Annotated in this window: 18 protein-coding genes and 1 tRNA gene; 11 read left to right on the forward strand and 8 right to left on the reverse strand. The window is 62.5% G+C overall.

What is annotated here, in order from left to right; genetic code table 11:
• Positions 1-3 precede the first annotated feature (3 nt).
• The 4 genes from GM658_RS23555 to GM658_RS23570 all read right to left on the reverse strand — a co-directional run bounded on the left by GM658_RS23555 (position 4) and on the right by GM658_RS23570 (position 5,139).
• Positions 4-1,551, reverse strand: a complete 1,548-nt coding sequence (locus tag GM658_RS23555) for a S8 family serine peptidase (RefSeq protein ID WP_155456503.1) — start codon at positions 1,549-1,551, stop codon at positions 4-6.
• A gap of 177 nt (positions 1,552-1,728) precedes the next feature.
• A complete protein-coding gene (locus GM658_RS23560; protein ID WP_155456504.1) occupies positions 1,729-2,466 on the reverse strand; it encodes a LytR/AlgR family response regulator transcription factor in 738 nt (245 codons plus the stop codon).
• 10 nt (positions 2,467-2,476) lie between these two features.
• Positions 2,477-2,863: a hypothetical protein gene (locus tag GM658_RS23565; protein WP_155456505.1), complete on the reverse strand. Its 387-nt coding sequence runs from the start codon at positions 2,861-2,863 to the stop codon at positions 2,477-2,479.
• A gap of 29 nt (positions 2,864-2,892) precedes the next feature.
• The gene (locus GM658_RS23570) at positions 2,893-5,139 is read right to left on the reverse strand and encodes a histidine kinase (RefSeq protein ID WP_155456506.1); all 2,247 of its coding nucleotides are present in this window, start codon (positions 5,137-5,139) and stop codon (positions 2,893-2,895) included.
• Positions 5,140-5,207: 68 nt separating this feature from the next.
• On the opposite strand from GM658_RS23570, the gene GM658_RS23575 reads away from it, so the two are divergent.
• The gene (locus GM658_RS23575) at positions 5,208-6,398 is read left to right on the forward strand and encodes a vanadium-dependent haloperoxidase (RefSeq protein WP_155456507.1); all 1,191 of its coding nucleotides are present in this window, start codon (positions 5,208-5,210) and stop codon (positions 6,396-6,398) included.
• Here the strand turns inward: GM658_RS23575 and GM658_RS23580 are convergent.
• The 3 genes from GM658_RS23580 to GM658_RS23590 all read right to left on the reverse strand — a co-directional run bounded on the left by GM658_RS23580 (position 6,395) and on the right by GM658_RS23590 (position 9,859).
• Positions 6,395-6,829, reverse strand: coding sequence for a hypothetical protein (locus GM658_RS23580; RefSeq protein ID WP_155456508.1), 435 nt, complete (start codon positions 6,827-6,829; stop codon positions 6,395-6,397). The genes GM658_RS23575 and GM658_RS23580 overlap by 4 nt on opposite strands.
• Before the next feature lie 180 nt (positions 6,830-7,009).
• Positions 7,010-8,590, reverse strand: a complete 1,581-nt coding sequence (locus GM658_RS23585) for an isocitrate lyase (RefSeq protein WP_155456509.1) — start codon at positions 8,588-8,590, stop codon at positions 7,010-7,012.
• 243 nt (positions 8,591-8,833) lie between these two features.
• Positions 8,834-9,859 carry a DUF4424 family protein gene (locus tag GM658_RS23590; protein ID WP_155456510.1) on the reverse strand — a complete coding sequence of 342 codons (1,026 nt, stop codon included), beginning with the start codon at positions 9,857-9,859 and terminating at the stop codon, positions 8,834-8,836.
• Between the two features lie 101 nt (positions 9,860-9,960).
• On the opposite strand from GM658_RS23590, the gene GM658_RS23595 reads away from it, so the two are divergent.
• From GM658_RS23595 to GM658_RS23620, 6 genes are all read left to right on the forward strand, one after another.
• Complete coding sequence (locus GM658_RS23595; protein WP_155456511.1) at positions 9,961-11,427, forward strand: alkaline phosphatase; 1,467 nt, start codon at positions 9,961-9,963, stop codon at positions 11,425-11,427.
• A gap of 26 nt (positions 11,428-11,453) precedes the next feature.
• Complete coding sequence (locus GM658_RS23600; protein WP_155456512.1) at positions 11,454-12,857, forward strand: alkaline phosphatase; 1,404 nt, start codon at positions 11,454-11,456, stop codon at positions 12,855-12,857.
• Positions 12,858-12,914: 57 nt separating this feature from the next.
• The gene (locus GM658_RS23605) at positions 12,915-13,604 is read left to right on the forward strand and encodes a hypothetical protein (protein ID WP_155456513.1); all 690 of its coding nucleotides are present in this window, start codon (positions 12,915-12,917) and stop codon (positions 13,602-13,604) included.
• Between the two features lie 79 nt (positions 13,605-13,683).
• Positions 13,684-16,503, forward strand: a complete 2,820-nt coding sequence (locus GM658_RS23610) for a M16 family metallopeptidase (protein ID WP_170298937.1) — start codon at positions 13,684-13,686, stop codon at positions 16,501-16,503.
• Between the two features lie 307 nt (positions 16,504-16,810).
• Complete coding sequence (locus GM658_RS23615; RefSeq protein WP_155456514.1) at positions 16,811-17,185, forward strand: GFA family protein; 375 nt, start codon at positions 16,811-16,813, stop codon at positions 17,183-17,185.
• 117 nt (positions 17,186-17,302) lie between these two features.
• Positions 17,303-17,812, forward strand: coding sequence for a glycoside hydrolase family 73 protein (locus GM658_RS23620; RefSeq protein ID WP_170298938.1), 510 nt, complete (start codon positions 17,303-17,305; stop codon positions 17,810-17,812).
• Positions 17,813-18,228: 416 nt separating this feature from the next.
• On the opposite strand, the gene GM658_RS23625 is transcribed toward GM658_RS23620, so the two are convergent.
• A tRNA-Phe gene (locus GM658_RS23625) sits at positions 18,229-18,304 on the reverse strand.
• A 75-nt stretch (positions 18,305-18,379) separates the two neighbouring features.
• Between GM658_RS23625 and GM658_RS23630 the strand changes: the two genes are divergently transcribed.
• From GM658_RS23630 to GM658_RS23645, 4 genes are read left to right on the forward strand one after another with little or no spacing between them, the layout of a single operon-like run.
• Positions 18,380-19,585 (forward strand): FAD-dependent monooxygenase, encoded by a 1,206-nt coding sequence (locus GM658_RS23630; RefSeq protein ID WP_155456516.1) that lies wholly within the window; start codon positions 18,380-18,382, stop codon positions 19,583-19,585.
• Between the two features lie 12 nt (positions 19,586-19,597).
• Complete coding sequence (locus GM658_RS23635) at positions 19,598-20,320, forward strand: DsbC family protein (RefSeq protein ID WP_155456517.1); 723 nt, start codon at positions 19,598-19,600, stop codon at positions 20,318-20,320.
• 9 nt (positions 20,321-20,329) lie between these two features.
• Positions 20,330-20,788 (forward strand): (2Fe-2S)-binding protein, encoded by a 459-nt coding sequence (locus GM658_RS23640; RefSeq protein WP_155456518.1) that lies wholly within the window; start codon positions 20,330-20,332, stop codon positions 20,786-20,788.
• An 11-nt stretch (positions 20,789-20,799) separates the two neighbouring features.
• Positions 20,800-23,007 carry a xanthine dehydrogenase family protein molybdopterin-binding subunit gene (locus GM658_RS23645; protein WP_308613008.1) on the forward strand — a complete coding sequence of 736 codons (2,208 nt, stop codon included), beginning with the start codon at positions 20,800-20,802 and terminating at the stop codon, positions 23,005-23,007.
• The last annotated feature ends 5 nt before the right edge of the window (positions 23,008-23,012 follow it).

The following is a 23,012-nucleotide window of genomic DNA, read 5'->3' on the forward strand; positions in this document are numbered from 1 at the left end:
GGCTTAGTTGCCGCAGCCCATGGTGCGGATACGGTCATAGGCAGCCTTGGCCTGCACCAGGCCATAGCCGTAGTAGACATCGCGGCCGGGCGCGCCCAGGTCCATCGCCGACTTGTCGAGCGTGCTGCGCATCTGGCTCGCGCTGCAGTTCGGGAAGTAGCTCCACACCAGCGCCGCTACCGCTGACACATGCGGCGTCGCCATCGAGGTGCCGTTGAAGACCGCGTAATTGGTGGCGCTCACCGTCACGGTAGCCTGCTGGCCGAGCTGGCCCAGCAGAGCCGCGCCCGTGGTGTCCGACGCGCCGACCGATGGAATATTGGTGACCGTGGTCCCCAACGTGCCATTCAGGTCGCCCGCCACATTGTTGTACACCACCGCGCCGACACCGCCGCTGGCCTGGCAGTTCGAGACCTTGGTGGCAAACGATACCGAACCGCGCCTGATCAGGCAAACCTTGCCCGCCATCGCACTATCGGTCGCCGTGCCGAGGCCAAAGTCGGCCAGCGGCGCTGTCGCTGAACCGGCCGGCGAGCCTTCCATCGGCAGTACCGGATAAGGCACAGCGGCGACCTGCAGGGACGCATCGCGCCCGGTACCCATCGGCACCGTGGAGAGCACGCTGACGCCCGGCGCCGACAGCTCGACTTTCGGCGTGAACTGGGAGAAGGTAGCGATCTGCTTGTTCTCGTCCAGGGCGCCGATCGACATCACGCTGCTATAGCCGGCCGGGAAGGACTGCGTATTGTTGCCATCGTTGCCGGCGGCAGCAATCGACAGCACGCCGCGCTTTGCCAGGCCGTCGAAGGCGCGTTCTTCGGCAATGCTGGGGGCGCCGCCCCCGAGCGACATGCTGATCACATTGGCCCCTGCATCGCCGCACTTGTTGGCGGCCGCGATCAGGGTCGATGTATACGTCCATTCGTCGGCGCTGAAGACCTTGACGATGTGCAGGTTGAGCTTGCGGTTGGGATTGACGCCGACCACGCCGATGCCGGCATTGTTCATCGCAGCAATGGTACCGGCGACGTGGGTGCCGTGGTGCAGTTCATCAGTGTACCAGTAGCCGGTGCCAGGATTATTCTCACCGCTGACATGGTTGGCTTTCAGGTCTTCATGCGTCATATCGATACCGGAATCGATGATGCAGATGGTGCGGTTTCCGGCGTAGGTGTCAGGCAGCTGGTCGGCCTGCACCATGGGGATGCCATAAGGAACCTGCTGGCCTGCCAGGTAAGGCGAGCCGGTGGACGGCGTGCTGATGCCCAGGGGCACGCGTTTCTGGTCCTCTTCTACAAATTCGATCTGGTCGTTTTTGCGCAGAGCATCGACGGCCTTGGCGGGCAGTTCGGCAGCCGAGGCGTTGATATTGGGCAAGTCCTGCACGATTTTGCCGCTCGCCGCCGCGAGTGCCGCTTTACCGTTGGCTGCGCCGCCGGCCTTGAAGCCGACGATGACGCGGACATTGTCATTGCTTGCTGCAGTTGCATGGGAGAATTGGCTGGCAAGTGCGGCCGCCACGAGAGACATCATGAATGGGTTCTTGGGCATGTTGAGTCCTGGGAGTCAGAAGGGATGAAAGGCCTTGGACATCGGCTCAGCCGCGGGTAGCAGCTAGCAAAATGATGCTAGAAGCCTTCCCTGCTCAGGTCAATCGTGGCGCGGCTTTTAGTTGATAAGTTTGCGCATAAAACTACACAAATGCCGCACGGCAATGCGAGCACCGCCTTACCACTGGCGGAACAAGTGGGCATAGGTAGCGCTGACGGGCAAGCGTTCTCGGCGCTGTTTCAACTGCAGCGTCAGGGCGCCGTTCTGGTCGCGGCTGATGCAGCGGATGGCCTGGGTGTTGACCACGGTACTGCGGTGGATCTGCCAGAAGCGGGCCGGATCGAGCCGGGCCAGCAAGTCCTTCAGCGAGGCGCTGACCAGCGCTTCATGTTCGGCCGTGACCACCGCCACATACTTGTGGTCGGCACGCAGGTAGCAGATCTCGTCCACCCCGATCAGCTGCAGGTCGCGCCCTATTTGCACTGTGATCCAGTGCAGTGGCGCACTGTCGGCCACGGTGGCGGCCCTGGCGGGCGCCGCCACCGGTACCGCCTGTGCCAGGCGTGATTTGATGCGCTGCACGGCGCGCGCCAGGCGCGCCGGGTCCAGCGGCTTCATCAGGTAATCGACAGCGCCTTCGTCGAATGCGCGCAGCGCGAACTGGTCGTAGGCGGTGACAAACACCACCTGGGCACGGCCGCCGGCCAGCCGCGCCAGTTCCAGGCCATCGAGGCCGGGCAGGCGTATATCGAGGAACAGCACGTCAGGCCGCTGGCTTTCCATCGCCTGCAGTGCGGAATAGCCGTCGCTGGCCGTGCCGCACAGCTCCAGCTCGGGCCATACGCGGGCTAGTTGCTGGCGCAGTTCCGCGGCCAGTACGGCTTCATCTTCCGCGATCAGGGCCTTGACGCACATGGTGGAGCCGTCAGCCCGTGCTGGGACGCCAGGCCTTGTCCTTGTATTCGACGATATAGGCGCGGGCGTTGGCGCCGCCGATGTTTTCCGTGGTGTGCCATCCGGCCGGGCTGGCGAACATGCGGCCGGCGGGCACGTCGGCGGATTTGCTGCTGCCGTCATCCAGCATTTCCTTGACCTTGATGTCGGTCAGCTGCATGGTCAGGTGGGCGGGATGGTAGTGGCGGCCCTGGCCGCACACGCCCAAGCCGGGCCGGGACACGTATTCGAGTACGCGCACCTTGTCGTCTTCATACACGACCTTGTACGTGCGCGGGCTGACTTTGGCGGCGTCCTGTGCCAGGACGCTGCTGGCGAGCGTCATGCAAGCCATGATGAGGGGACGATGGAGGCGCATGGGGGCTTCTCCTGTATGGCCGTAGCAATTCATGATAGTCCCATTTGGCAGCCGTCGGCATCGAAATTTGCCGCTAGCGCTACCCGTGTCGCATTGCCTTCCACCTCGCGCGAGATAGTGCCGCGCTGGCCATAGAAGTCACGGAAGCTTTGTGCCTGCGGTGTCATTGCATATTGCAAGCTTTGGTCCGTCGTTGCAGCGCAATTGTCTTCGACCAGCAGGCGGAAGCCTGACGCCGCCGCTTGCAGGCGCACCTGCAGGAATAAGCGGGGCTGGGTTGCGCGCTGGGCGCGCCGGAGGGCATCGTCGATGAGCGGCAGCAGCGTCATGGGCGGGAAACGCAAGCCATGCATGGCGGGCGCGACATCGATGTCCCAGTCCAGCCGCTCGCCCCAGCTGCCGGCGTGCAGCCGCAGGTAGGCATGCGCCAGTTGCACTTCATCGCCCAGCGTCGCGCCGCCGCCATGCAGGTGCGGCAAGGCGGCCTGCAGGTAAGCGATCAGCCGGTCCAGTTGCTGTTCGGCGGCATTGTGCTGGCCACGGTACAGCGCCTGGATGCGGCCGATTTCGCGCACCAGCAGGGCAGGCTCGATGCGCGCCTTGAGGATGTTCAGGCGCGACTCCACCATCAGGCGCTTGGCATCCGCGCAGTCGCGGCGCGCACTCCACAGGCGTGCGGCGGCTTGGCGCGAGCGTGCATCCACGCTCAGTCCGGCGGCCAGCAGGGCGCCGCCGGTCAGCGCGAGCCACAGCATATGGACAAAGAGGCCAACGTAGTCGTAGGCGATGAAGCGGTGCTGGAAATAGGATGGCGGCACAGCCAGCGCGGCGGCCAGCAGCGCTCCCGCAGCGACAGCGGCGGCCAGCAGCGGTGGCCGCCAGCGCGGGGCGGCGGCAATGCGTTCGGCGGCCGTGATCGCACCCACCATCACGGAGGCGAACAGCAAGCCGTTGACGAAGACGACGGCGGCCCCGCCCAGGCAGTATTGCCAGCCGCCGACGTCCAGGTCGATCGGCAGCACGCGCAGTTCGTCGATGGCGCCGGTAACAAGGCCGACCAGCAGCAGCAGGGGCAAGCGGGCGCGCATGCATTGGCGCCAACTGGACGCCGGCAACGCTGCCGCGTTCACTTCGCCTGCCTGCCGGCGGGGCGCGCAGTGTGCGTCGGGCCCAGCATCTGCCGCAGGGTCGTCGGCAGCGTGCAGCGGCCATCGTGGCGCGCCGTGATGCAGGGGAATCTCAATGCTGGCCACCACGCCGCGCGGCATGTTCCGCTGCAGGGCCAGCGCCGCGCCTTGGCCAAACAAAGTCCGCAGGCGCGCGCGGATATTCACCAGTCCAACGCCGCTGCCGCAGCTGGACTGGAAGCCGACCCCATTGTCGGCCACGCTCACCTGCAGGCGCCCTTCCTGCACTTTGGCGCTGATGTCGACGCGGCCGCCTTCGGCCGCTGGCGCCAGGCCATGCTTGATGGCGTTTTCCACCAGCGTTACCAGCATCATGGGCGGGAAGGCATGGCTGGCAAGCTCGTCCGGCAAGTCAATAACGAACTGCAAGCGATTGCCCATCCTGATGTGCAGGATCTCCAGGTAAGCGCGGGCCAGTTCGCATTCGCTGGCCAGCGTGGCGCCGTCATCGCGGATCTGGGGCAAGGCTGCGCCAAGGTACAGACGCAGGCTGGACAGCATACGGTCGGCCTCCGCCGCGCCCGCCTGGTACAGGCATTTCACGGTGGCCAGCGTGTTGAACAGGAAGTGGGGTTCGATCTGCGCCTCCAGCACTTTCAAGCGCGCCTCCTCCGTGCGCCGCTGCAGTACGGCGCGGTCCAGCGCCAGGCGCCGGGTGCGCAGCGCTGCACGTGCTGCCTGGCGGCGGCGGCCCCAAACCAGGGTGAACAAATCGGCCAACAGGATGGCGCGCAAGGCTTCGCCAGTTAGTTCCAGCAAAGGCGGGTAGTAGCCTGCCGGGTAGCGGAACAGGGTCAGTGCGGTAAAGCCGGCAGTCGTAGCGGCGGTGGCGGCGGCCAGCACTGCTGCCAGGCGCCAGTGTCCGTCGCGCTGGAACAGGTGGTCGGTGCCGGCTACCGCCAGCATCGCAAGCAAACCCAGCACGGTGGTATCGCCTAATTGCTCCAGCCAGCCCGCCAGGATCTGTCCCGGCGACCATTCGTACCAGGTACCCGGACTGAACAGCACCTCGGTGGACAGCAGCAGGCATAGCGCAAGGACGGTGAGGACGTAGCGCCATGCTCCGCGTGCAATGAAGAGCCGCTTCATGATTGATAAATTTTACGCGCAGGGGAAGCGCCGTGACAGTAGTATTTCCCAACTACAGCGAGGCGAATATGGCACTGACTAGCAAACTGACAGGTGCGTGTTGGGGCCTGGCGCTGCTCGGCATGCTGCTGGCATCGACGGCGGCGCGGGCCGATGCGGTGACGGACTGGAATGGCGCTGCCTGCACGATCCTGTCCGGCGCCCACTTGAATGCGGCGCGGGCGGACCGTGTCCTGGCCATCATGCACACCGCCATGTACCGGGCGGCGCGCGCCAGCAGCTCGCAAGCCGGCGTGGACCTCGATGCCGCACTGGCCGCCAGCGGGCGCACCACCTTGCTGGCACAGGCGCCCTCCGAGCAAGCCGCGATCGAGGCGGCCTACCAGTCTGCATTGGCGAAGGCGCGTGCCGATCCTGGCGCGCGCGCCGCCGGCATCGCTGCCGGGCAAGCGGCTGCGGCGGCAGTGCTCGCCGCGCGCAGCGAGGATGGCGCCAGCCTCGACATGGCTTACCAGCCGGGCGGTAACTCGCCCGGGGAGTACGTGCCGACCATGCAAGAGATCGCACCGGTGCTGGTGCATTGGGGCCGCCGCAAGCCATGGCTGATGGCCAGTGCCGACGCCTTCCGGCCGCCGCCGCCCCCCGCTTTGTCCAGCGCAGCCTGGGCGCGTGACTTGCAGGAAATGCGCGATTTTGGCGGCCGCAACAGCACGCGCCGCAGCGCTGCCGAGACCGCCACAGCGCGTTTCTGGGCAGCCAATTCGCCGCTCATATTTTTCAACCTGGCGCGTGGCGTTGCGCAGATGCCGGACCGCAGCGTCCTGCGCAACGCCCGCCTGTATGCAGCGCTGGCGCAGGCAATTGACGACACCACGATCGCTGTATTCGACGCGAAATACCACTATCGTTTCTGGCGCCCGGTGACGGCGATAGGACGCGACGATCCGGCCTGGACCCCACTGCTCGACACGCCACCCCATCCCGAATATCCCTGTGCGCATTGCGCTGTGGCCAGCGTGGTGGCAACCGTGCTGCAGGCCGAACTGGGACGCGCCAGCCCGCCGCTGCTCGAGACCAGCAGTCCGAGCGCAGCCGGCGAGCGGCGCCAATGGCACTCGCCGGCCGCCTTCAGCCAGGAGGTGGCGTTGACGCGCATCCATGGCGGGGTGCATTTCCGCAGTTCGACCGAGGCCGGCACGGCGCTGGGCCAGCGCATCGGTGCGCTGGCCGCCAGCAGTTTCCGGCTTGGCAGGGACTAGCGTCCCACCAGAGCCGGCGAAAGTGCGGGCCCGATCGAAGCGGTCGTGCCCTTGTCGTCATCGTCGTCATACCTGAACACGACGCGGAACTGCACTGTGTAGGCCGCCTGGTCAGGCGTGCGGCAATGCAGGCGGCGTACGGCCATGCGCACCGGATCGCGAAATTCCCAATAGCTTGCCCTGGTTTGCAGGTCGCTTAACTGCTCGCCCTTCAGTGTGAACTTGACCATCACCTCGGCCGGCGTATCAATTTGCCACGCCGCCTTGCTCAGCCTCTCTTGCAAATCACTGATGCCGTTCGGACACGCCGCGGTGAGCGGCATCTCGTGGCTGACGATCACGGCGGGCATCGCCTCGGGCGCTTGCTGCGCCAGGGCAGGAATGGCGAACGCCATGCTGGCGGCGCCCAACAACAGGCAGGACTTGTTCATGAGCTTGCTCCTCGTGGTGGAAATGGGTCGGCACTTGCAGCCTAGGCCGCGCTGCCTGCCAAGGCCATGCCCACCCGACGAAGACCGCCATGACGGGGACCGAACCCCTCCTGCCGCCGACGAAAGCCGGAAATAAAAAACGCCACCCGGAGGTGGCGTTGCTTGCTTTGGAGGGCAGGCTTAGAACTGGTTCATGGTGTTGTCTTTACCGGCCGCCTTCAGGGCCGCTTCGCCGCTGAAGTATTCCTTGTGGTCGTCGCCGATGTCGGAACCGGACATGTTCTGGTGCTTGACGCAGGCGATGCCCTGGCGGATTTCCTTGCGCTGCACGCCGGCCACGTAGCCCAGCATGCCCTGGTCGCCGAAGTATTCCTTGGCCAGGTTGTCGGTCGACAGGGCCGCGGTGTGGTAGGTCGGCAGGGTGATCAGGTGGTGGAAGATGCCTGCTTCGCGCGCCGCGTCGGCCTGGAAGGTGCGGATCTTCTCGTCTGCCTCGATGGCCAGCGCGGTGCTGTCGTACTCGGCGTTCATCAGCGCGGCGCGGTCGTAGGCCGACACGTCTTCGCCTGCGGCCTTCATGCGGTCGTAGGCTTGCTGGCGGAAGTTCAGGGTCCAGTTGAACGATGGGCTGTTGTTGTACACCAGCTTGGCGTTCGGGATGACTTTGCGGATTTCCTTGACCATGCCGCCGATCTGGCCGATGTGCGGTTTCTCGGTTTCGATCCACAGCAGGTCGGCGCCGTTCTGCAGCGAGGCGATGCAGTCCATGACGCAGCGTGCTTCGCCGGTGCCTGGGCGGAACTGGAACAGGTTGGAAGCCAGGCGCTTAGGACGCAGCAGCTTGCCGTCGCGTTTGATGATCACGTCGCCGTTGCCCAGGGCGTCGGCCGACACTTCGTCGCAATCGAGGAAGGAGTTGTACTGGTCGCCCAGGTCGCCCGGCTTGCTGGTGACGGCGATCTGCTTGGTCAGGCCGGCGCCCAGCGAGTCGGTACGTGCCACGATGATGCCGTCGTCCACGCCCAGCTCCAGGAAGGCGTAGCGCACGGCGCGGATCTTGGCCAGGAAGTCTTCGTGAGGCACGGTGACCTTGCCGTCCTGGTGGCCGCACTGCTTCTCGTCCGACACCTGGTTTTCGATCTGGATGCAGCAGGCGCCGGCTTCGATGAATTGCTTGGCCAGCAGGTAGGTCGCTTCGGCGTTGCCGAAACCGGCGTCGATGTCGGCGATGATCGGTACCACGTGAGTGACATGGTTGTCGATCTTGTCCTGGATGGCTTTCTTGGCGTCGCCGGTGGCGGCGTCCAGCTGGCGGAACAGGCCCCCCAGTTCGCGGGCATCAGCCTGGCGCAAGAAGGTGTACAGCTCCTTGATCAGGGCCGACACGGCGGTTTTTTCGTGCATCGACTGGTCAGGCAGCGGGCCGAACTCGGAGCGCAGCGCAGCGACCATCCAGCCCGACAGGTAGAGGTAGCGGCGATCGGTGCTGTTGAAGTGCTTCTTAATCGAGATCATCTTCTGCTGGCCGATGAAACCGTGCCAGCAGCCCAGGGACTGGGTGTACTGGGATGGGTCGGCATCGTAGCGGGCCATGTCGGCGCGCATGATCTTGGCGGTGTAGCGGGCGATGTCCAGGCCGGTCTTGAACTTGTTCTGGGCGCGCATGCGTGCGGCCGCTTCCGGGCTGATGGCGTTCCAGGCGCTGCCGTTACGTTCCTTCAGGGCTGCGATGGCGTTGATGTCGTCTTGGTAGTGGGACATGGTCATTTTCCTAGCAAAAAAGCGGATTAAGAAAGGCGAAGCACTTGAGATAATGATAGGCCGTTCCGCTGCGTTGCACCATGTCTTATATAAGACATATAAGTTATTTTTTATCGTTTGATTTCAATGACTTAATTTTAGTTTCTTATGATATGAAACGCCTTTTCGTAGAATGAACTGAGCGGCATGGTGCGCCGCCGAGCAATTTTCTACGATGTGGAATCCGGTTTTCGCGATGTGGAATTAATGGCTCACTTTCGGCATGACGCCGGAATTTTTAAATGGATCGACGACATTGCCGAAGTGAATGCGGAGATCTTGCGCTGGTCTGAAATTGGACATGTGCGACCGGAAGGTGAGGGGATCGATCTTTTTTAACGTACCGGGGAAGCAAAGGCTGACCAGTTCGTCAGGCGCGCGTTTGACGATATTGAGGGTGAAGTCTTCGATGCCCCGCTTCCAGGTATTGCCGGTAGTAAGAATGTAGGAGACGTCGAGCCCGTCGAAGTATGTTTTCTTGCCGACGGTCTTGGCGCGGGCGGCCTTGAAGCCCGGCTCGACGCAATAGTTCTTTTGGAATTGGGCGGCATCATCGTACATCGCCGATCCGCTTCCGGCAGCGACGAATGGGCGGTATTCGTGGTGCACGCGCACCAGCTTGTTGGCCGCGAATTTTTGCGTCCAGATATAGTCGACCTTCGCCATCCAGCCTGGGCCCTCAGGCGCTTCGCTCCACAAACCAAGTTCGACCAATGCCGCGATCTGGCCCTCGCTTAAGCCGGGAGGAGTGCTGTCATCGCCGCTCGCAAATACGCTTGGGTTGGCGATTTGCGTATCGTTCAAGCCGAGTTTCTTCAGTTGGGCGGTAACGTCCTTGCCTTCTTGTGTCAGGGCGGAGATACGACTCGTAAACGTTACTGGCTTGCCGTCGACTTGAATAGAGAAACCATTTGGCTCGCCATAATAGGCATTGCTGGGAAGGATGACGGCTGAGTAGGGCGGCAGGGGAAACACGATGGTTTCTTCCACGTCTTTGCTCGACTCGTTCAGGAACTCGTAGTCGACGCTGATCTTGTCGTAGCTGATGGTCAGCACTTCCTTTTTCATGGCGATGGCGTCGGTCTTGCCGAATACGATGCCGCCTACGCCGACTGCGGCAACCCCGTCATTGGCCAGTGCCGCCGTTGGCAGAAGGAGCGTCGCTAAGGCGAATTTCAAGGTGTTGGGCATGCGCTGGCCGGAAAAAAAGAAACAATTATAAGTGCCCATATTTCGACCAGGCCTGCTTTCGCATTTCCTCGGAACGGTCACGGCGCCGTCATAAAGCGCCGCTATCGTGTTGGTTTTTCAACCATGCTGGAACAACATCCATGAAATACAAGGCCTCCCTGAAGGCGGCGATCAGCGTCGCCGTCGCCGCACTGATTGCCGGCTGCGGCAACAGCAATAACAGTGGCACGTCCTCGTCCACCGACGGACAAACCAACACCGGCACGCCAACCAACGTCATCTTCTTTCTGGGCGATGGCATGGGCATGGCGACCATGACCGCGGCGCGTATCTATGCGGTTGGCGAAGACGGCGAACTGACCATGGACACCCTGCCGGAAACTGCTTTCGTCAAGACGTTCTCCAACGACGCGCAAGTCACTGACAGCGCGCCTTCGATGTCGGCTTATATGACCGGCGTGAAGATGAACAATGAAGTGATCTCGATGTCGTCCGACACCAAGGCCATCGATCCGGTCAACGATGCCAACGGCAACAAGCTGGGTAACAACTGCGGCAGCGGCAATGGCAAATCGGTTCCGACCCTGCTGGAACAAGCCAAGGCCAAGGGCCTGTCGACCGGCGTGGTGACCACCACCCGCGTGACGCACGCTACCCCAGCCGCCACCTATTCCCACATCTGCCACCGCGACCTGGAAAACGATATCGCTGCACAAGCGGTACCAGGCGGCACCGGCTACAACGCCGCACTGGGCAACGGCCTCGACGTCCTGCTGGGCGGCGGCCGCCAGTTCTTCCAGACCGTCGCGAACGGCGGCAAGCGCTCTGACGGCCGCGACCTGATCGCTGAAATGAAGGCCATGAACTACGCCTACGCCAGCAACGCCGCCGAATTCAACGCCATCGACGGCACCAAGACCGGCCGCCTGCTGGGCCTGTTCACGTCCAGCCACATGAGCTACGACCTGGACCGCGACCCGGCAAAAGAGCCTAGCCTGGCCGACATGACCACCAAGGCCATGGATGTGCTGTCCAAAAACAGCAAGGGTTACTTCCTGATGGTAGAGGGCGGCCGCATCGACCACGCGCTGCACGAAACCACCGCCAAGAAGGCGCTGCAGGACACCCAGGCTTTCGACAACGCGATCAAGGCCGCCCTGGCCAAGGCCCGCAGCACCGATCCTGACCTGAAGAACACCCTGATCGTGGTGACCGCCGACCACGACCACACGCTGGTGCTGAACGGTTACGCCAAGCGTACCGGCAAGACCACCGCCGCCAATGCCGGCGTGCTGGGCGTGGTGAAGGATTACGTCACCGGCGCCGTGACCAAGGACGCCGACGGCGCACCGTACTCCATCATCGGCTTCGGCAACGGCGAAAACCGCACCCAGAGTTCGCGCACCGCCATGGCCAGCCTGGACGACAGCGTGACCAGCGCCAATACCTACCATCAGGAAGCTGTGGTGCGCGTATCTGCCGGTAACGAGACCCACGGCGGTACCGACGTCTTCCTGGGTGCAATCGGCAAGGGAGCCGACACCTTCAACGGCACCATCGACAACACCAAGGTCAACGCCCTGGTAAAAGCCGCCGCCGGCCTGTGATCACATTCAAAGAACTGGAACCGCATATGAAGCACACTCTGATTGCCGCCGCTCTGGCACTGGGTTTCGTCAACGTTGCCAACGCATCCGGCGAAGCCAAAAACATCATCTTCTTCCTGGGTGACGGCATGGGCCCGTCCACCATCACTGCATCCCGTATCTATAAGTACGGTGAAGACGGCAGCCTGAATATGGACAAGCTGGAGCGCACCGCGCGCGTCAAGACCTACTCCTTCGACGCCCAGACCACCGACTCCGCGCCGTCGATGGCGGCCTACATGACCGGCGTGAAGATGGCCAATGAAGTCATCTCCATGTCGTCGGACACCGTCGCAACCCCGCCATCCAAGGATGCCAACGGCAACCTGGGCGTGAACAACTGCGCCGCCAACAACGGCACCGCCGCCACCACGATCCTGGAACTGGCCAAGGCCAAGGGCAAGGCCGTCGGTTCGATCACCACCACCGAACTGACCCACGCCACGCCTGCTGCAACCTATTCGCACATCTGCAACCGCAATGCGCAGTACGCCATCGCAGCCCAGGCCGTGCCAGGCGGCGCCGGCTACAACACCGCGTTGGGCGACGGCGTCGACGTGCTGATGGGCGGCGGCCGCAATCACTTCACTCCATTCAACGCCACCACCAACAAGGCCGGCCGCGCCGATGGCCGCGACCTGCTGGCTGAATTGGCCGCCAAAGGCTACACCGTGGCCGCGACCAAGGCGGACATGCTTGCCGCTCCAAACGGCAAGAAGTTCATCGGCCTGTACAGCAGCAAGAGCCACCTGGAATATGAGCTGGACCGCAGCGCCACCCCGCCGGTAGGCGAAGGCGCGACCCAGCCAAGCCTGGCCGAAATGACCGTCAAGGCCATGGACCTGCTGTCGCAGAACCCGAACGGCTACTTCCTGATGGTGGAGGGCGGCCGCATCGACCACGCCCTGCACGGCACCAACGCCAAGCGCGCACTGACCGACACCATCGCCTTCGACGACGCCATCAAGGCCGCGCTGGACAAAGCGAAGCTGACCGACCCGACCCTGGCCAACACCCTGATCGTGGTCACCGCCGACCACGACCACACCCTGGCCTTCAACGGTTACGGCAAGCGCGGCAACCCGATCCTGGACATCAACCGCGACTACAAGACCGGCCAGCCAAGCAAGGACGCCGACGGCAACACCTACACCACCCTGGTGTTCGGCAATGGCCCGAACCGTCCTGACCTGCGCACCAACGTCGATAGCGCCACCGCGCTGGGTGACAACTACCTGCAGGAAACCGGCGTACGCCTGTCCAGCGAAACCCACGGCGGCGGCGACGTCAAGCTGTTCGCCACCGGCGCCGGTGCAGCCTCCAAGACCTTCAAAGGCACCATCGACAACACGAAAGTGTTCACCCTCCTGAAGTCCGCCTTCGGCTTCTAAACGCAGCACGGTGCCTGACCCTGCGGGTCAGGCACCGGTTTACCGGTTCTAAGAATCATGACCCTCAGCAAAGCATTCCTTGCCCTGGCACTGGCCTTCACCGAAGCCCAAGCCGCCACCCCTGCCGCCGCCCCACCGCTCGACCTGCGCATCCAGTACTACAGCAAAGCCATCACCCCCGAAGGCGTGACGCGCGAAGTCCGCTACGAAGAAACCATGCTGCGCCGCCCCGGCCACGTCTGGGTCGCCCGCGTCGTGCCGCCGCAAGCCGCGGTTGCCGCCCAGGCCACTGACCACGACCACAGCGTGCACAAACACTTCAATCCCGTCCTGCTGCCGCGCCACGTACAACTGGCAGGCGACAAGACCCAGCTCGAATACGTTGACGCCAAAAACAAGGAAGTGATCGCCGTCCCGCAAGGCGAATATGGCAATGTCGACTTCGACGGCTCCTGGACCAACGCCTACTACCTGTTCGACCCCAAGCTGTTGCAGGCGATGCCGCTGTCGCAACGCCGGTCCACCGTACCCGGCGCACGCTGGCGCGAGCTGGTGCGCAACGGCTCCTTCCGCCGCGTGTTGTGGGACGAACAGCGCCAGATCCCGCTGGTGATCGAAAGCGGCGACCAGGCCGCCACCGTCTTCCACCGGATGGAAGTGCAAGCCCAGGCCAGCATCGCCACGGCACTGCCGTGGCAGCAGCTGAAAGGCTATTCGCAGCGCGAGTACGGCGACTTCCTTGACTGAGCCCAGCGCGGGTAGATAGCTTTCTGGAAACTTTAGGTTATATAATTAATAACCTTAATTTTTTTATAGGAACCAGTTAGTGAAGCTACTCACCGCCATCATGCTCAGCGCAGGGATCCTGTCGCCAGCATTCGCCGCTGCACCAGCCACGCCGGCTACCGCCTCGGCTGTCAAGGCTACCCCGGTCAAAGTGACCTCGGTTGAGGGAATTACCGAATACCGCCTGGCCAACGGCTTGCGCGTGCTGTTGTTCCCGGATGCGAGCAAGCCAACCCTGACCACCAATATCGTGTACATGGTCGGCTCGCGCCACGAGAACTATGGCGAAACCGGCATGGCTCACTTGCTGGAACACCTGCTGTTCAAGCCGACCGCCAATTTCGGCGTCAAGAAGGGCACCAAGACCCCGGTGGAAGTGCTGAACCAGATCGGCGGCCGTTTCAACGGCACCACCTGGTATGACCGTACCAATTACTTCGCCACTTTCCCTGCCAACGACGACAACCTGAAGCAGATGCTGGAGCTGGAAGCGGACCGCATGGTCAACTCGCCGATCAGCCAGGACGACTTGTGGAACAACAAAACCCAGAAGGGCGAAATGACGGTCGTGCGCAACGAGTTCGAACGCGGCGAGAGCGATCCGTTCCGCGTCACGCTAGAGCGCACCATGTCGGTCGCCTTCGACTGGCACAACTACGGCAAATCGACCATCGGCGCCCGCTCCGACATCGAGGGCGTGAGCATCGATCGCCTGCGCGCTTTCTACCAGCGCTACTACCAGCCGGACAATGCGATCCTGATGGTCGCCGGCCGCTTCGATGAAGCCAAGGTACTGGCCCAGGTCAACCAGCTGTTCGGCAAAATTCCAAAGCCGGCCCGCGTGCTGGCGCCGACCTATACCGCGGAGCCGACCCAGGACGGCGAACGTTCGGTCACCATCCGCCGCACCGGCGGCACCCAGCTTGTCGCCGCCGGTTACCACGTTGCCCCGGCCAGCCATGCCGATGCGGCAGCCTTGCAGGTGCTGGGCAAGATCCTGACCGACGCACCGGCCGGCCGCCTGCACAAAGCCCTGGTGGATGCCAAGCTGGCGTCTTCCGTCATGGATCTCGATTTCAACCAGATGGAGCCGGGCTACCGCCTGTTCGCCGCCGTGGTGCCGAAAGACGGCCAGACTGCAGCGGTGGAGGAGGCAATGCTGAAGGCGCTGGAGGACATCAAGTCCAATCCGGTCACCGACGCCGAGGTGGAGCGCGCCAAGGCCGCCATCGCCAAGGACATCGACCAGACGGTCAACGACACCGCGCGCTTCACCATCGCCCTGACTTCGGCGCAAGCTGCCGGCGACTGGCGCCTGTTCCACCTGCGCCGCGACCAGGTCGAGAAAGTCGACGTGGCAGCAGTGCAGGCGGCAGCGCTCAAGTACCTGAAGCCGGCTAACCGCACCCTGGCGCGCTTCATCCCGACCGACGCGGCTGACCGCACCGAAGTTCCGAAGACGCCGGATGTTGCCGCAATGGTCAAGGACTACAAGGGCCACGCAGCCATCACCCAGGGCGAAGTGTTCGACCCAAGCCCGGACAATATCGAAAAACGCACCCAGCGTTTGGTGCTGGCCAACGGCATGAAGCTGGCGCTGCTGCCCAAGAGCACCAAGGGCAATACCGTCAGTGCCTCGATCCAGCTGCGCATGGGCACCGCCGAGAACCTGACCGGCAAAGCCACCGCCGGTGAGCTGGCCGCGTCGCTGCTGTTGAGCGGCACGGAACGCCTGTCGCGCCAGGAAGTCAAGGACGCACTGGACAAGCTGAAGGCGAACGTGAACATCAATGGCGGGGCGGAAGGCGTCACAGTCAACGTCACCACCACGCGCGGCAACCTGGCCGCGGCACTGGACCTGTTGGCTGAATCGCTGATGAAGCCGGCATTCACCGCCAAGGATTTCTCCGAGCAGCAGCGCGACATGATCTCGGGTACCGAGCAGCAAATGACCGAGCCGCAACCGCTGGCCAGCAACGCCTTGGCGCGCCTGACCAATACTTTCCCGGCCGGCCACGTGCGCTACGCCATGACCTTGCCGGAGCAGTTGGCGGAAGAAAAGGCGGCGACCCTGGAACAAGTCAAAGCCTTCCACAAAGCCTACTATGGCGCGGGCAACGCCACCTTGGCCGTGGTGGGTGACTTCGACGTCGCCGCCGTGCAGGCGCAAGCCGCCAAATTGTTCGGCAACTGGAAGGCCGAGCAGCCATACGTCCGCATTGCCGCCAGCATGAAAGACGTGGCGGGCCAGAACGTCTTGCTGGAGACGCCGGACAAGGCGAACTCGGTCCTGTTCGCGATCCAGCCGGTGCCGATGAAGGACGACGCGGCGGTTTATCCGGCACTGCTGATGGGCAACTACATGCTCGGCGGCGGCGCCTTGCGCAGCCGGCTGGCAGATCGCATCCGCCAGAAAGAGGGCCTGTCGTACGGCGTCGGTTCGCAACTGTCCGTGCCAGCGCGCGACCCGGCCGGCATGTGGCTGGCTTTCGCCATCAGCGCACCGCAAAACACCGCCAAGGTGGAAGCGGCGCTGCGTGAAGAACTGGCCAAGGCGCTCAAGGACGGCTTTACCGACGCGGAACTGGCCGATGCCAAGAAAGCCTGGCTGCAGTCGCAGCAAGTTGGCCGTACCGGCGACGCCGGCCTGGCTAACCGCCTGGCGAACTACCTGAGCTTCGAACGCACCATGGCATTCGACAAAGACCTGGAAGCCAAAGTGAGCGCCCTGACCGTGGCACAGGTCAATGAAGCGCTGCGCGCAAACCTGAAACCGGAAGCCGTTTCGGTGATCAAGGCTGGCGACTTCGCCAAGGCCGCTGCCGGCGCGTCAGGCGCAACGCAGACAAGCAAGCCATAAACCAGTCACTGGAAGAAAAAACGCCGATCAAATGATCGGCGTTTTTTTATCCTGATAGCCCTGCGCCTCCAAGGTTTCCTTCACATAGCGCATCTTCATCCCGATTTTTGGTGTCCAGAAGTATTCAACTTCCGCTTCCGCGCTGGTGGTGTTGTCGAACGGAGACCATGGTTGCCAGCAGAGCGGTCATAGCGAACAAACTTTTTCATACGGGGTGCGCACGATAGGCGCTGACAATCCCGATGCGGTTTTTTGGCGCTACATTGGCGGTTCCAACGCAAAGCGCGTTCACAGCATGGAGCCGGTCATGACTATCAAAGGCAGTTGTCATTGTGGCGCCGTCGAATTCTCGATCGATGCCGAAATTCCCACCCAGCTTGTGCGCTGTAACTGCTCATTCTGTTCCAAGCGCGGCGCCTTAACGGCGACCTTCACGCCCGACCAATTCCGCCTGGTGCCACCGCCAAGCGGCGACAGCACCTACCGATGGAATACCAGGATGGTGGCGCACCATTTTTGCCCTATGTGCGGATGCGCGACCTATACCGACTCACCCGCCTTCCAGACTGACGGAGGCTGGGATGGACTAGCCCGCCGCGTGGTCGTGAACGCGCGCCTGTTCGACAATTTTGATGCCGCCACGGCGGATATCACCGTGATCGATGGCAAACACCTGTGGTGATTTGAACGACTCTCCGCTCCGCGGTTTGGCAGCGGTTGAGTTTGATCAATGCTGAAAACTGAGCTAACTCCATACTGAAGGTGGATGTCTTGCCGCTTCTAAATGATTGGATTGCTCATGACTCGTCACGGCCACGCCATAGCGCTTACGCGTACGCATAAGCATCAGCCCAGGCAGCAGCCAGCTCACGTTGCGCATTTCGTCGGTCTCCATGCCAGTGACGCAAATATTATCTCTGCACGTACTGGCATTCCAGCCGAAGTAATCCTTGCTCAGTCGGCGCTGGAAAGCAATTGGGGCAGGTCAGTGAAAGAAAACGCGTACTTTGGAATAAAAGGCAAGTCAGATTCCGGGCGATCAACGAAATTTTTAACGCATGAAGTGACATTGTCTGGGCAGCGTATCAGCGAAATTGATGAATTCCGAGCCTATGCGAGTTACGCGGACTCCGCCGCTGACTATGCTTCGCTGATCCTTCGGAGATATCCGACAGCGCTGGCGTATCGCGACGATCCAGAAAAATTCGCCGAAAATGTTGCGAGGCTTGGGTATGCTACAGACCCGCAATACGCGAAAAAATTGAAGGCGATCATTCATTCGCACATTGTGCCGCTCCTTAGGAAGTAGCCACATAAGATGATATGAAAACCCTTTGCAGCCTGCCGGCCCTTCTCTTCCTAATCTGTTCACTTGCGTTTTCTGGTCAAGTGAAGTCAAGGGAAGAAGCAACCAAAATTGCCTTGGATGCCATCCGCAAATACGAGCTTACGATGCTGAAAGGCGATTGCGGCGTAATCGATGTGACCGAGAAGCCGGCATATTTTGAATTCGCGCTAAGAGAGCGACACTCACGGGATTGCGGAGGTACGCCAGAAACGGGACCGCGTTTATTTAGCGTGAGAGTAAGGAAGCAGGATGGCCAGCTGACTAGTGACGTGTACGACGGTATCAACTTTAAGCCAGTCGACCACAAGCTGGAGCCAAGCAAGGAAGGAAAACGAAAAAAGCCGACCACAAGGGTCGGCTTTTTCACTTTTTATTCTTGGTGGCCCGGGGCGGAATCGAACCACCGACACAAGGATTTTCAGTCCTCTGCTCTACCAACTGAGCTACCAGGCCAAGAGGCAGCATTATAGCAGGGAATCCTTGGATTGCAATAGCCTTTTTCCATTAAGGGAAAGCTATAATGGCCGGATGAACAAGCCCTCGCATCACCATGTGCAGACTGCGGTCTGCATCGTCGGCAATGGCGCCATTGCCAAAGCGGCAGCCCTGGCGTTTGCCCAGTCCGGATTAAGTGCGACTTTGCTGGGGCCGAACCGGGCGCCGGACCGCCCGGACCCGGCCAGCTGGGACGTGCGCGTGTTCGCCCTCAATCACACTGCCCACCGCCTGCTCGACTCGCTCAAAGTCTGGGGCGCGATGGACCAGTCGCGCATCGCACCGGTCGACGCCATGCTGGTCAACGGCGACGGCGCCAAAGCCGGCGCGCTGAATTTCGATGCCTATGGCGCCCACACCGGCACCCTGTGCTGGATCGTCGAAGACCGTAACCTGAACCAGGCGCTCGACGCGGCGCTGCGTTTCGCCCAGAACGTGCATTTTGTACATGGCAAGGCGGTGTCGCTGAAGCATGACGACGAAGGCGCTGTCATTACCCTGGACGATGGCTCCCATCTTGGCGCCGCGCTGGTGGTGGGTGCGGACGGCGCCCAGTCCTGGGTGCGCGGCCAGTGCGACATCGGCCTCGATTATCGTCCTTACAACCAGAGTGGCGTGGTTTCCAACTTCGCCAGCGAACTGCCGCACCATGGCGTGGCGCATCAATGGTTCACGGGGGAGCAGGGCATTGTGGCGCTGCTGCCGCTGCCGGGCGACCAGGTGTCGCTGGTGTGGTCGGCGCCCGACATGCTGGCCGAGGCACTGTGTCGCGAAGGCGCGACGGCCCTGGCCGAGCGCCTCGGTGTTTTTGCTGCTGAAAAGCTGGGCAAATTGACACCATTGCAGCCGGAAGTGGTGAAGTCTTTCCCCCTGCGCCTGATGCGCCCGCACGCGATGGTGGCGTCGCGGGTGGCCCTGGTCGGCGATGCTGCCCACGTCGTGCATCCCCTGGCTGGCCATGGCATGAACCTGGGCTTCGGCGACGTGCAGGAGCTGGTCAAAGCGGTCGCCGAGCGCGAAGAACACCGCTCCATTGGCGACGAGCGGGTGCTGGCGCGCTACGCCCGCGCGCGCAAGGAGGAGGTGAGCCTGATGGTGGCCGCCACGGACGGCCTGGAACGCCTGTTTGGCGCCGATCTCGAACCGGTGCGCGCTGTGCGCAATTTCGGGCTAAACTTGCTGGATAAATTGCCGGGCGTAAAGCGCCGGCTGATTTCACATGCCCTTGGTAAGCTGTAAAGCGGAGAATTTATGAAGATGAGTAAACTGGTATTGGCCATGGCCTCGGTCATGCTGATGTCCTGTGCGGATGCGCAGAACGCAAAAGAGGAAGCCCAACTGCGCAAGGTCCTGACGGAACGCCTGGGCGGCGTCAAGATCGATTCGATCATCAAGACCCAATACGCAGACCTGTATGAAATCCGCGTCGGCAGTGAAATCCGCTACACCGACAAGACCGGCAGCATCATGGTGGCAGGCCATATCTTCGACCTGAAAACGTCGCAGGACCTGACCCAGGCCCGCATCGATGACCTGAACAAGATCAAATTCGACGATTTGCCGAAAGAGCTGGCCATGAAGACCGTAAAGGGCAATGGCAAGCGCGTGATGGCGATCTTCGAAGACCCGAATTGCGGCTATTGCAAGCGCTTCCGCCAGAACACCCTGGCCAATGTGGACAATGTGACCGTCTATACCTTCCTGTACAACATCCTGACGCCGGAATCCGCGACCAAGTCGCAGAACATCTGGTGTTCGGCCGACCGCAACAAGGCCTGGGATGACTGGATGTTGAACGGCAAAGCCCCGGCGCCTGCGCCGGCCGGCTGCACCTCGCCGAACGACAAGGTATTGGCGCTTGGCCAGAAAATCAATATTAACGGCACCCCGGCGATCTTCTTCGCCGACGGCAGCCGCATTGCAGGAGCAGTTGATCAACGTACCCTCGAAGCAAAGTTCGCCACCATCAAATAAGGAGCTTGCATGGTCACATTGAATATCAACGGGCGCGACGTTCAAGTCGATGCCGATCCCTCGACGCCTATCCTGTGGGCGCTGCGAGATAACCTCAATATGACCGGCACCAAGTTTGGCTGCGGCATGGCCATGTGCGGGGCCTGCACGGTGCATTTGGAAGGGCAGGCGATCCGCTCCTGCATCACCCCGATTTCGGCGGCTGTCGGGCAGAAGATCACCACCATCGAAGCCATGTCCGGCGACAAGGTGGGCAAGGCGGTGCAGGATGCGTGGGTCAAGCACGACGTGCCGCAGTGCGGCTACTGCCAGAGCGGCCAGGTGATGAGCGCCACGGCCCTGCTGCGCACGAACAAGGCGCCGACCGATGCCGATATCGACAACGCCATGTCGGGCAATATCTGCCGCTGCGGCACCTATCAACGGATCCGCGCGGCCATCAAGGACGCTGCGAAATCCATCGCTTAAGGGAGGCCGCCATGCGCAAAGAATGGTTCATGGCAGCTCAAGCGGACGTCGCGGAATCTTCAGGGGTGTCGCGCCGTACCTTCCTCAAAGCCGGTAGTGGCCTGGTCCTCGGCTTCTACGTCGCCAGCGGCGGCGGGCGCTTTGCCCGTGCCCTTGCGGCGGATGCGCCGGCCAAGCCGATCTCGGCGCCGAACGCTTTCCTGCATATTGCGCCGGACAATTCCATCACCATCCAGGTCAACCGTCTCGAATTCGGCCAGGGCGTGCATACCGCGCTGCCGATGCTGATCGCCGAAGAACTGGATGCCGACTGGTCGCAGGTGCATTCAGCGCTGGCGCCGGCAGGCGATGCGTACAAGGACCCTGGATTCGGCATCCAGATGACGGGCGGCTCCACCGCCGTCAAGCACTCCTGGCAGCAATACCGTGAGATCGGCGCGCGGGCACGCGCCATGCTGGTCGCCGCGGCGGCCGAGCAGTGGAAGGTACCGGCTGCGCAGATCACCGTTTCGAAAGGCGTTGTGCGTGGCCCGTCCGGCCAGAGCGCGACGTTCGGCGCACTGGCCGATGCGGCGATGAAGCAGCCGGTCCCGCAAGAGGTCAAGCTCAAGGACGTCAAGGACTTCACCATCATCGGCAAGCCGACGCCGCGCCTCGATGCGCGCGCCAAGGCGACCGGTACGCAGCAATTCGGCATGGACTTCAAGCCGGAAGGCGCCAAGGTGGTCGTGCTGGCCCATCCGCCGGTCTTTGGCGGCAAGGTGAAGAAGTTCGACGCCGCGAAAGCCAAGGCCGTTCCGGGCGTGATCGATGTGATCAAGGTCGATACCGACCGTGGCGGCAGCGGCCTGGCGGTGGTGGCCAATGGCTACTGGCCGGCCAAGCAGGGACGCGATGCGCTGGTTGTCGAGTGGGATACCGCGGGCCTGGAAAAGGTCAACAGCAAGCAGCAGATGGCCGAGTTCAAAAAGCTGGCCAAAACTGCAGGTACTCCTGCGAAGAAGGCTGATATCGCCGCCATTGCCAAGGCGCCGAAGAAGATCAGCGCAACCTACGAATTCCCTTACCTGGCGCATGCGCCGATGGAGCCGCTGAACTGCGTGGTCGATTTGCGCAGCGACTCCTGCACCATCTGGGCGGGCAGCCAGTTCCAGACGCTTGATGCGGTGGCAGCGGCCAAGGCGGCCGGCCTGACTCCCGACAAGGTCACACTGAACACGATGATGGCGGGCGGTGGTTTCGGCCGCCGCGCGGTGCCGACCTCGGACTACATCGTGGAAGCGGTGAACGTGGCGAAGGCCTGGGGCAAAGGCCCGGTCAAGGTCATCTGGAGCCGCGAGGACGATATCAAGGGCGGCTACTATCGTCCGTCGCATGTGCACCAGGCCGATATCGGCTTCGATGCCAAGGGTAATATCGTCGGCTGGAACCATGTGATCGTGGGCCAGTCCATCCTGGCGGGCACGCCGTTCGAGCCGATGATGGTGAAGGATGGCGTCGATGCGACGATGGTGGAAGGCATGGGCGATCCGTATTCGGTGCCGATGAACCTGACCGTCCACAACGTCAAGGCCAACGTGCCGGTGTTGTGGTGGCGCTCCGTCGGCTCGACCCACACCGCTTTTGTGATGGAGACGCTGATCGACGAAGCGGCGCACGTGGCCAAAATGGATCCGGTGGAATACCGCCGCAAGATGATCGATCCGGCCAAGCATCCGCGCCAGCTGGCGGCGCTCAACCTGGCGGTCGAGAAGTCGGGCTACGGCAAGGCCAAGCTGCCCAAGGGCCAGGCCTGGGGCGTGGCGCTGCACGAATCGTTCGAAACTTCGGTGGCGTACGTAGTGGTGGCGTCGGTCAAGAACGGCCAGCCCAAGGTGCACAAGGTCACGGCCGGGGTGCACTGCAACCTGCCGGTGAATCCGATGACGATCGAGGCCCAGGTGCAGGGCGCGGCGTTGATGGGGCTGGGCGCGACCCTGCCCGGCGCGGCGATTACGCTGAAGGATGGGATGGTCGAACAGTCCAACTTCAACGACTACACGGTGGCGCGCATGCCGGACATGCCGGTGGTGGAAGTCTTCACCGTCGCATCGACCGACAACCCGACCGGGATGGGCGAGCCGGGCTTGCCGCCGCTGGCGCCGGCCCTGGCCAATGCCGTGTTCAAACTGACCGGCAAGCGCGTGCGCAAGCTGCCGTTCGACCTGTCCAAAGCGTAGGACAG

Origin of the sequence: Massilia eburnea (assembly GCF_009720745.1) — a bacterium.
GTDB classification, from domain to species: domain Bacteria; phylum Pseudomonadota; class Gammaproteobacteria; order Burkholderiales; family Burkholderiaceae_D; genus Rugamonas; species Rugamonas eburnea.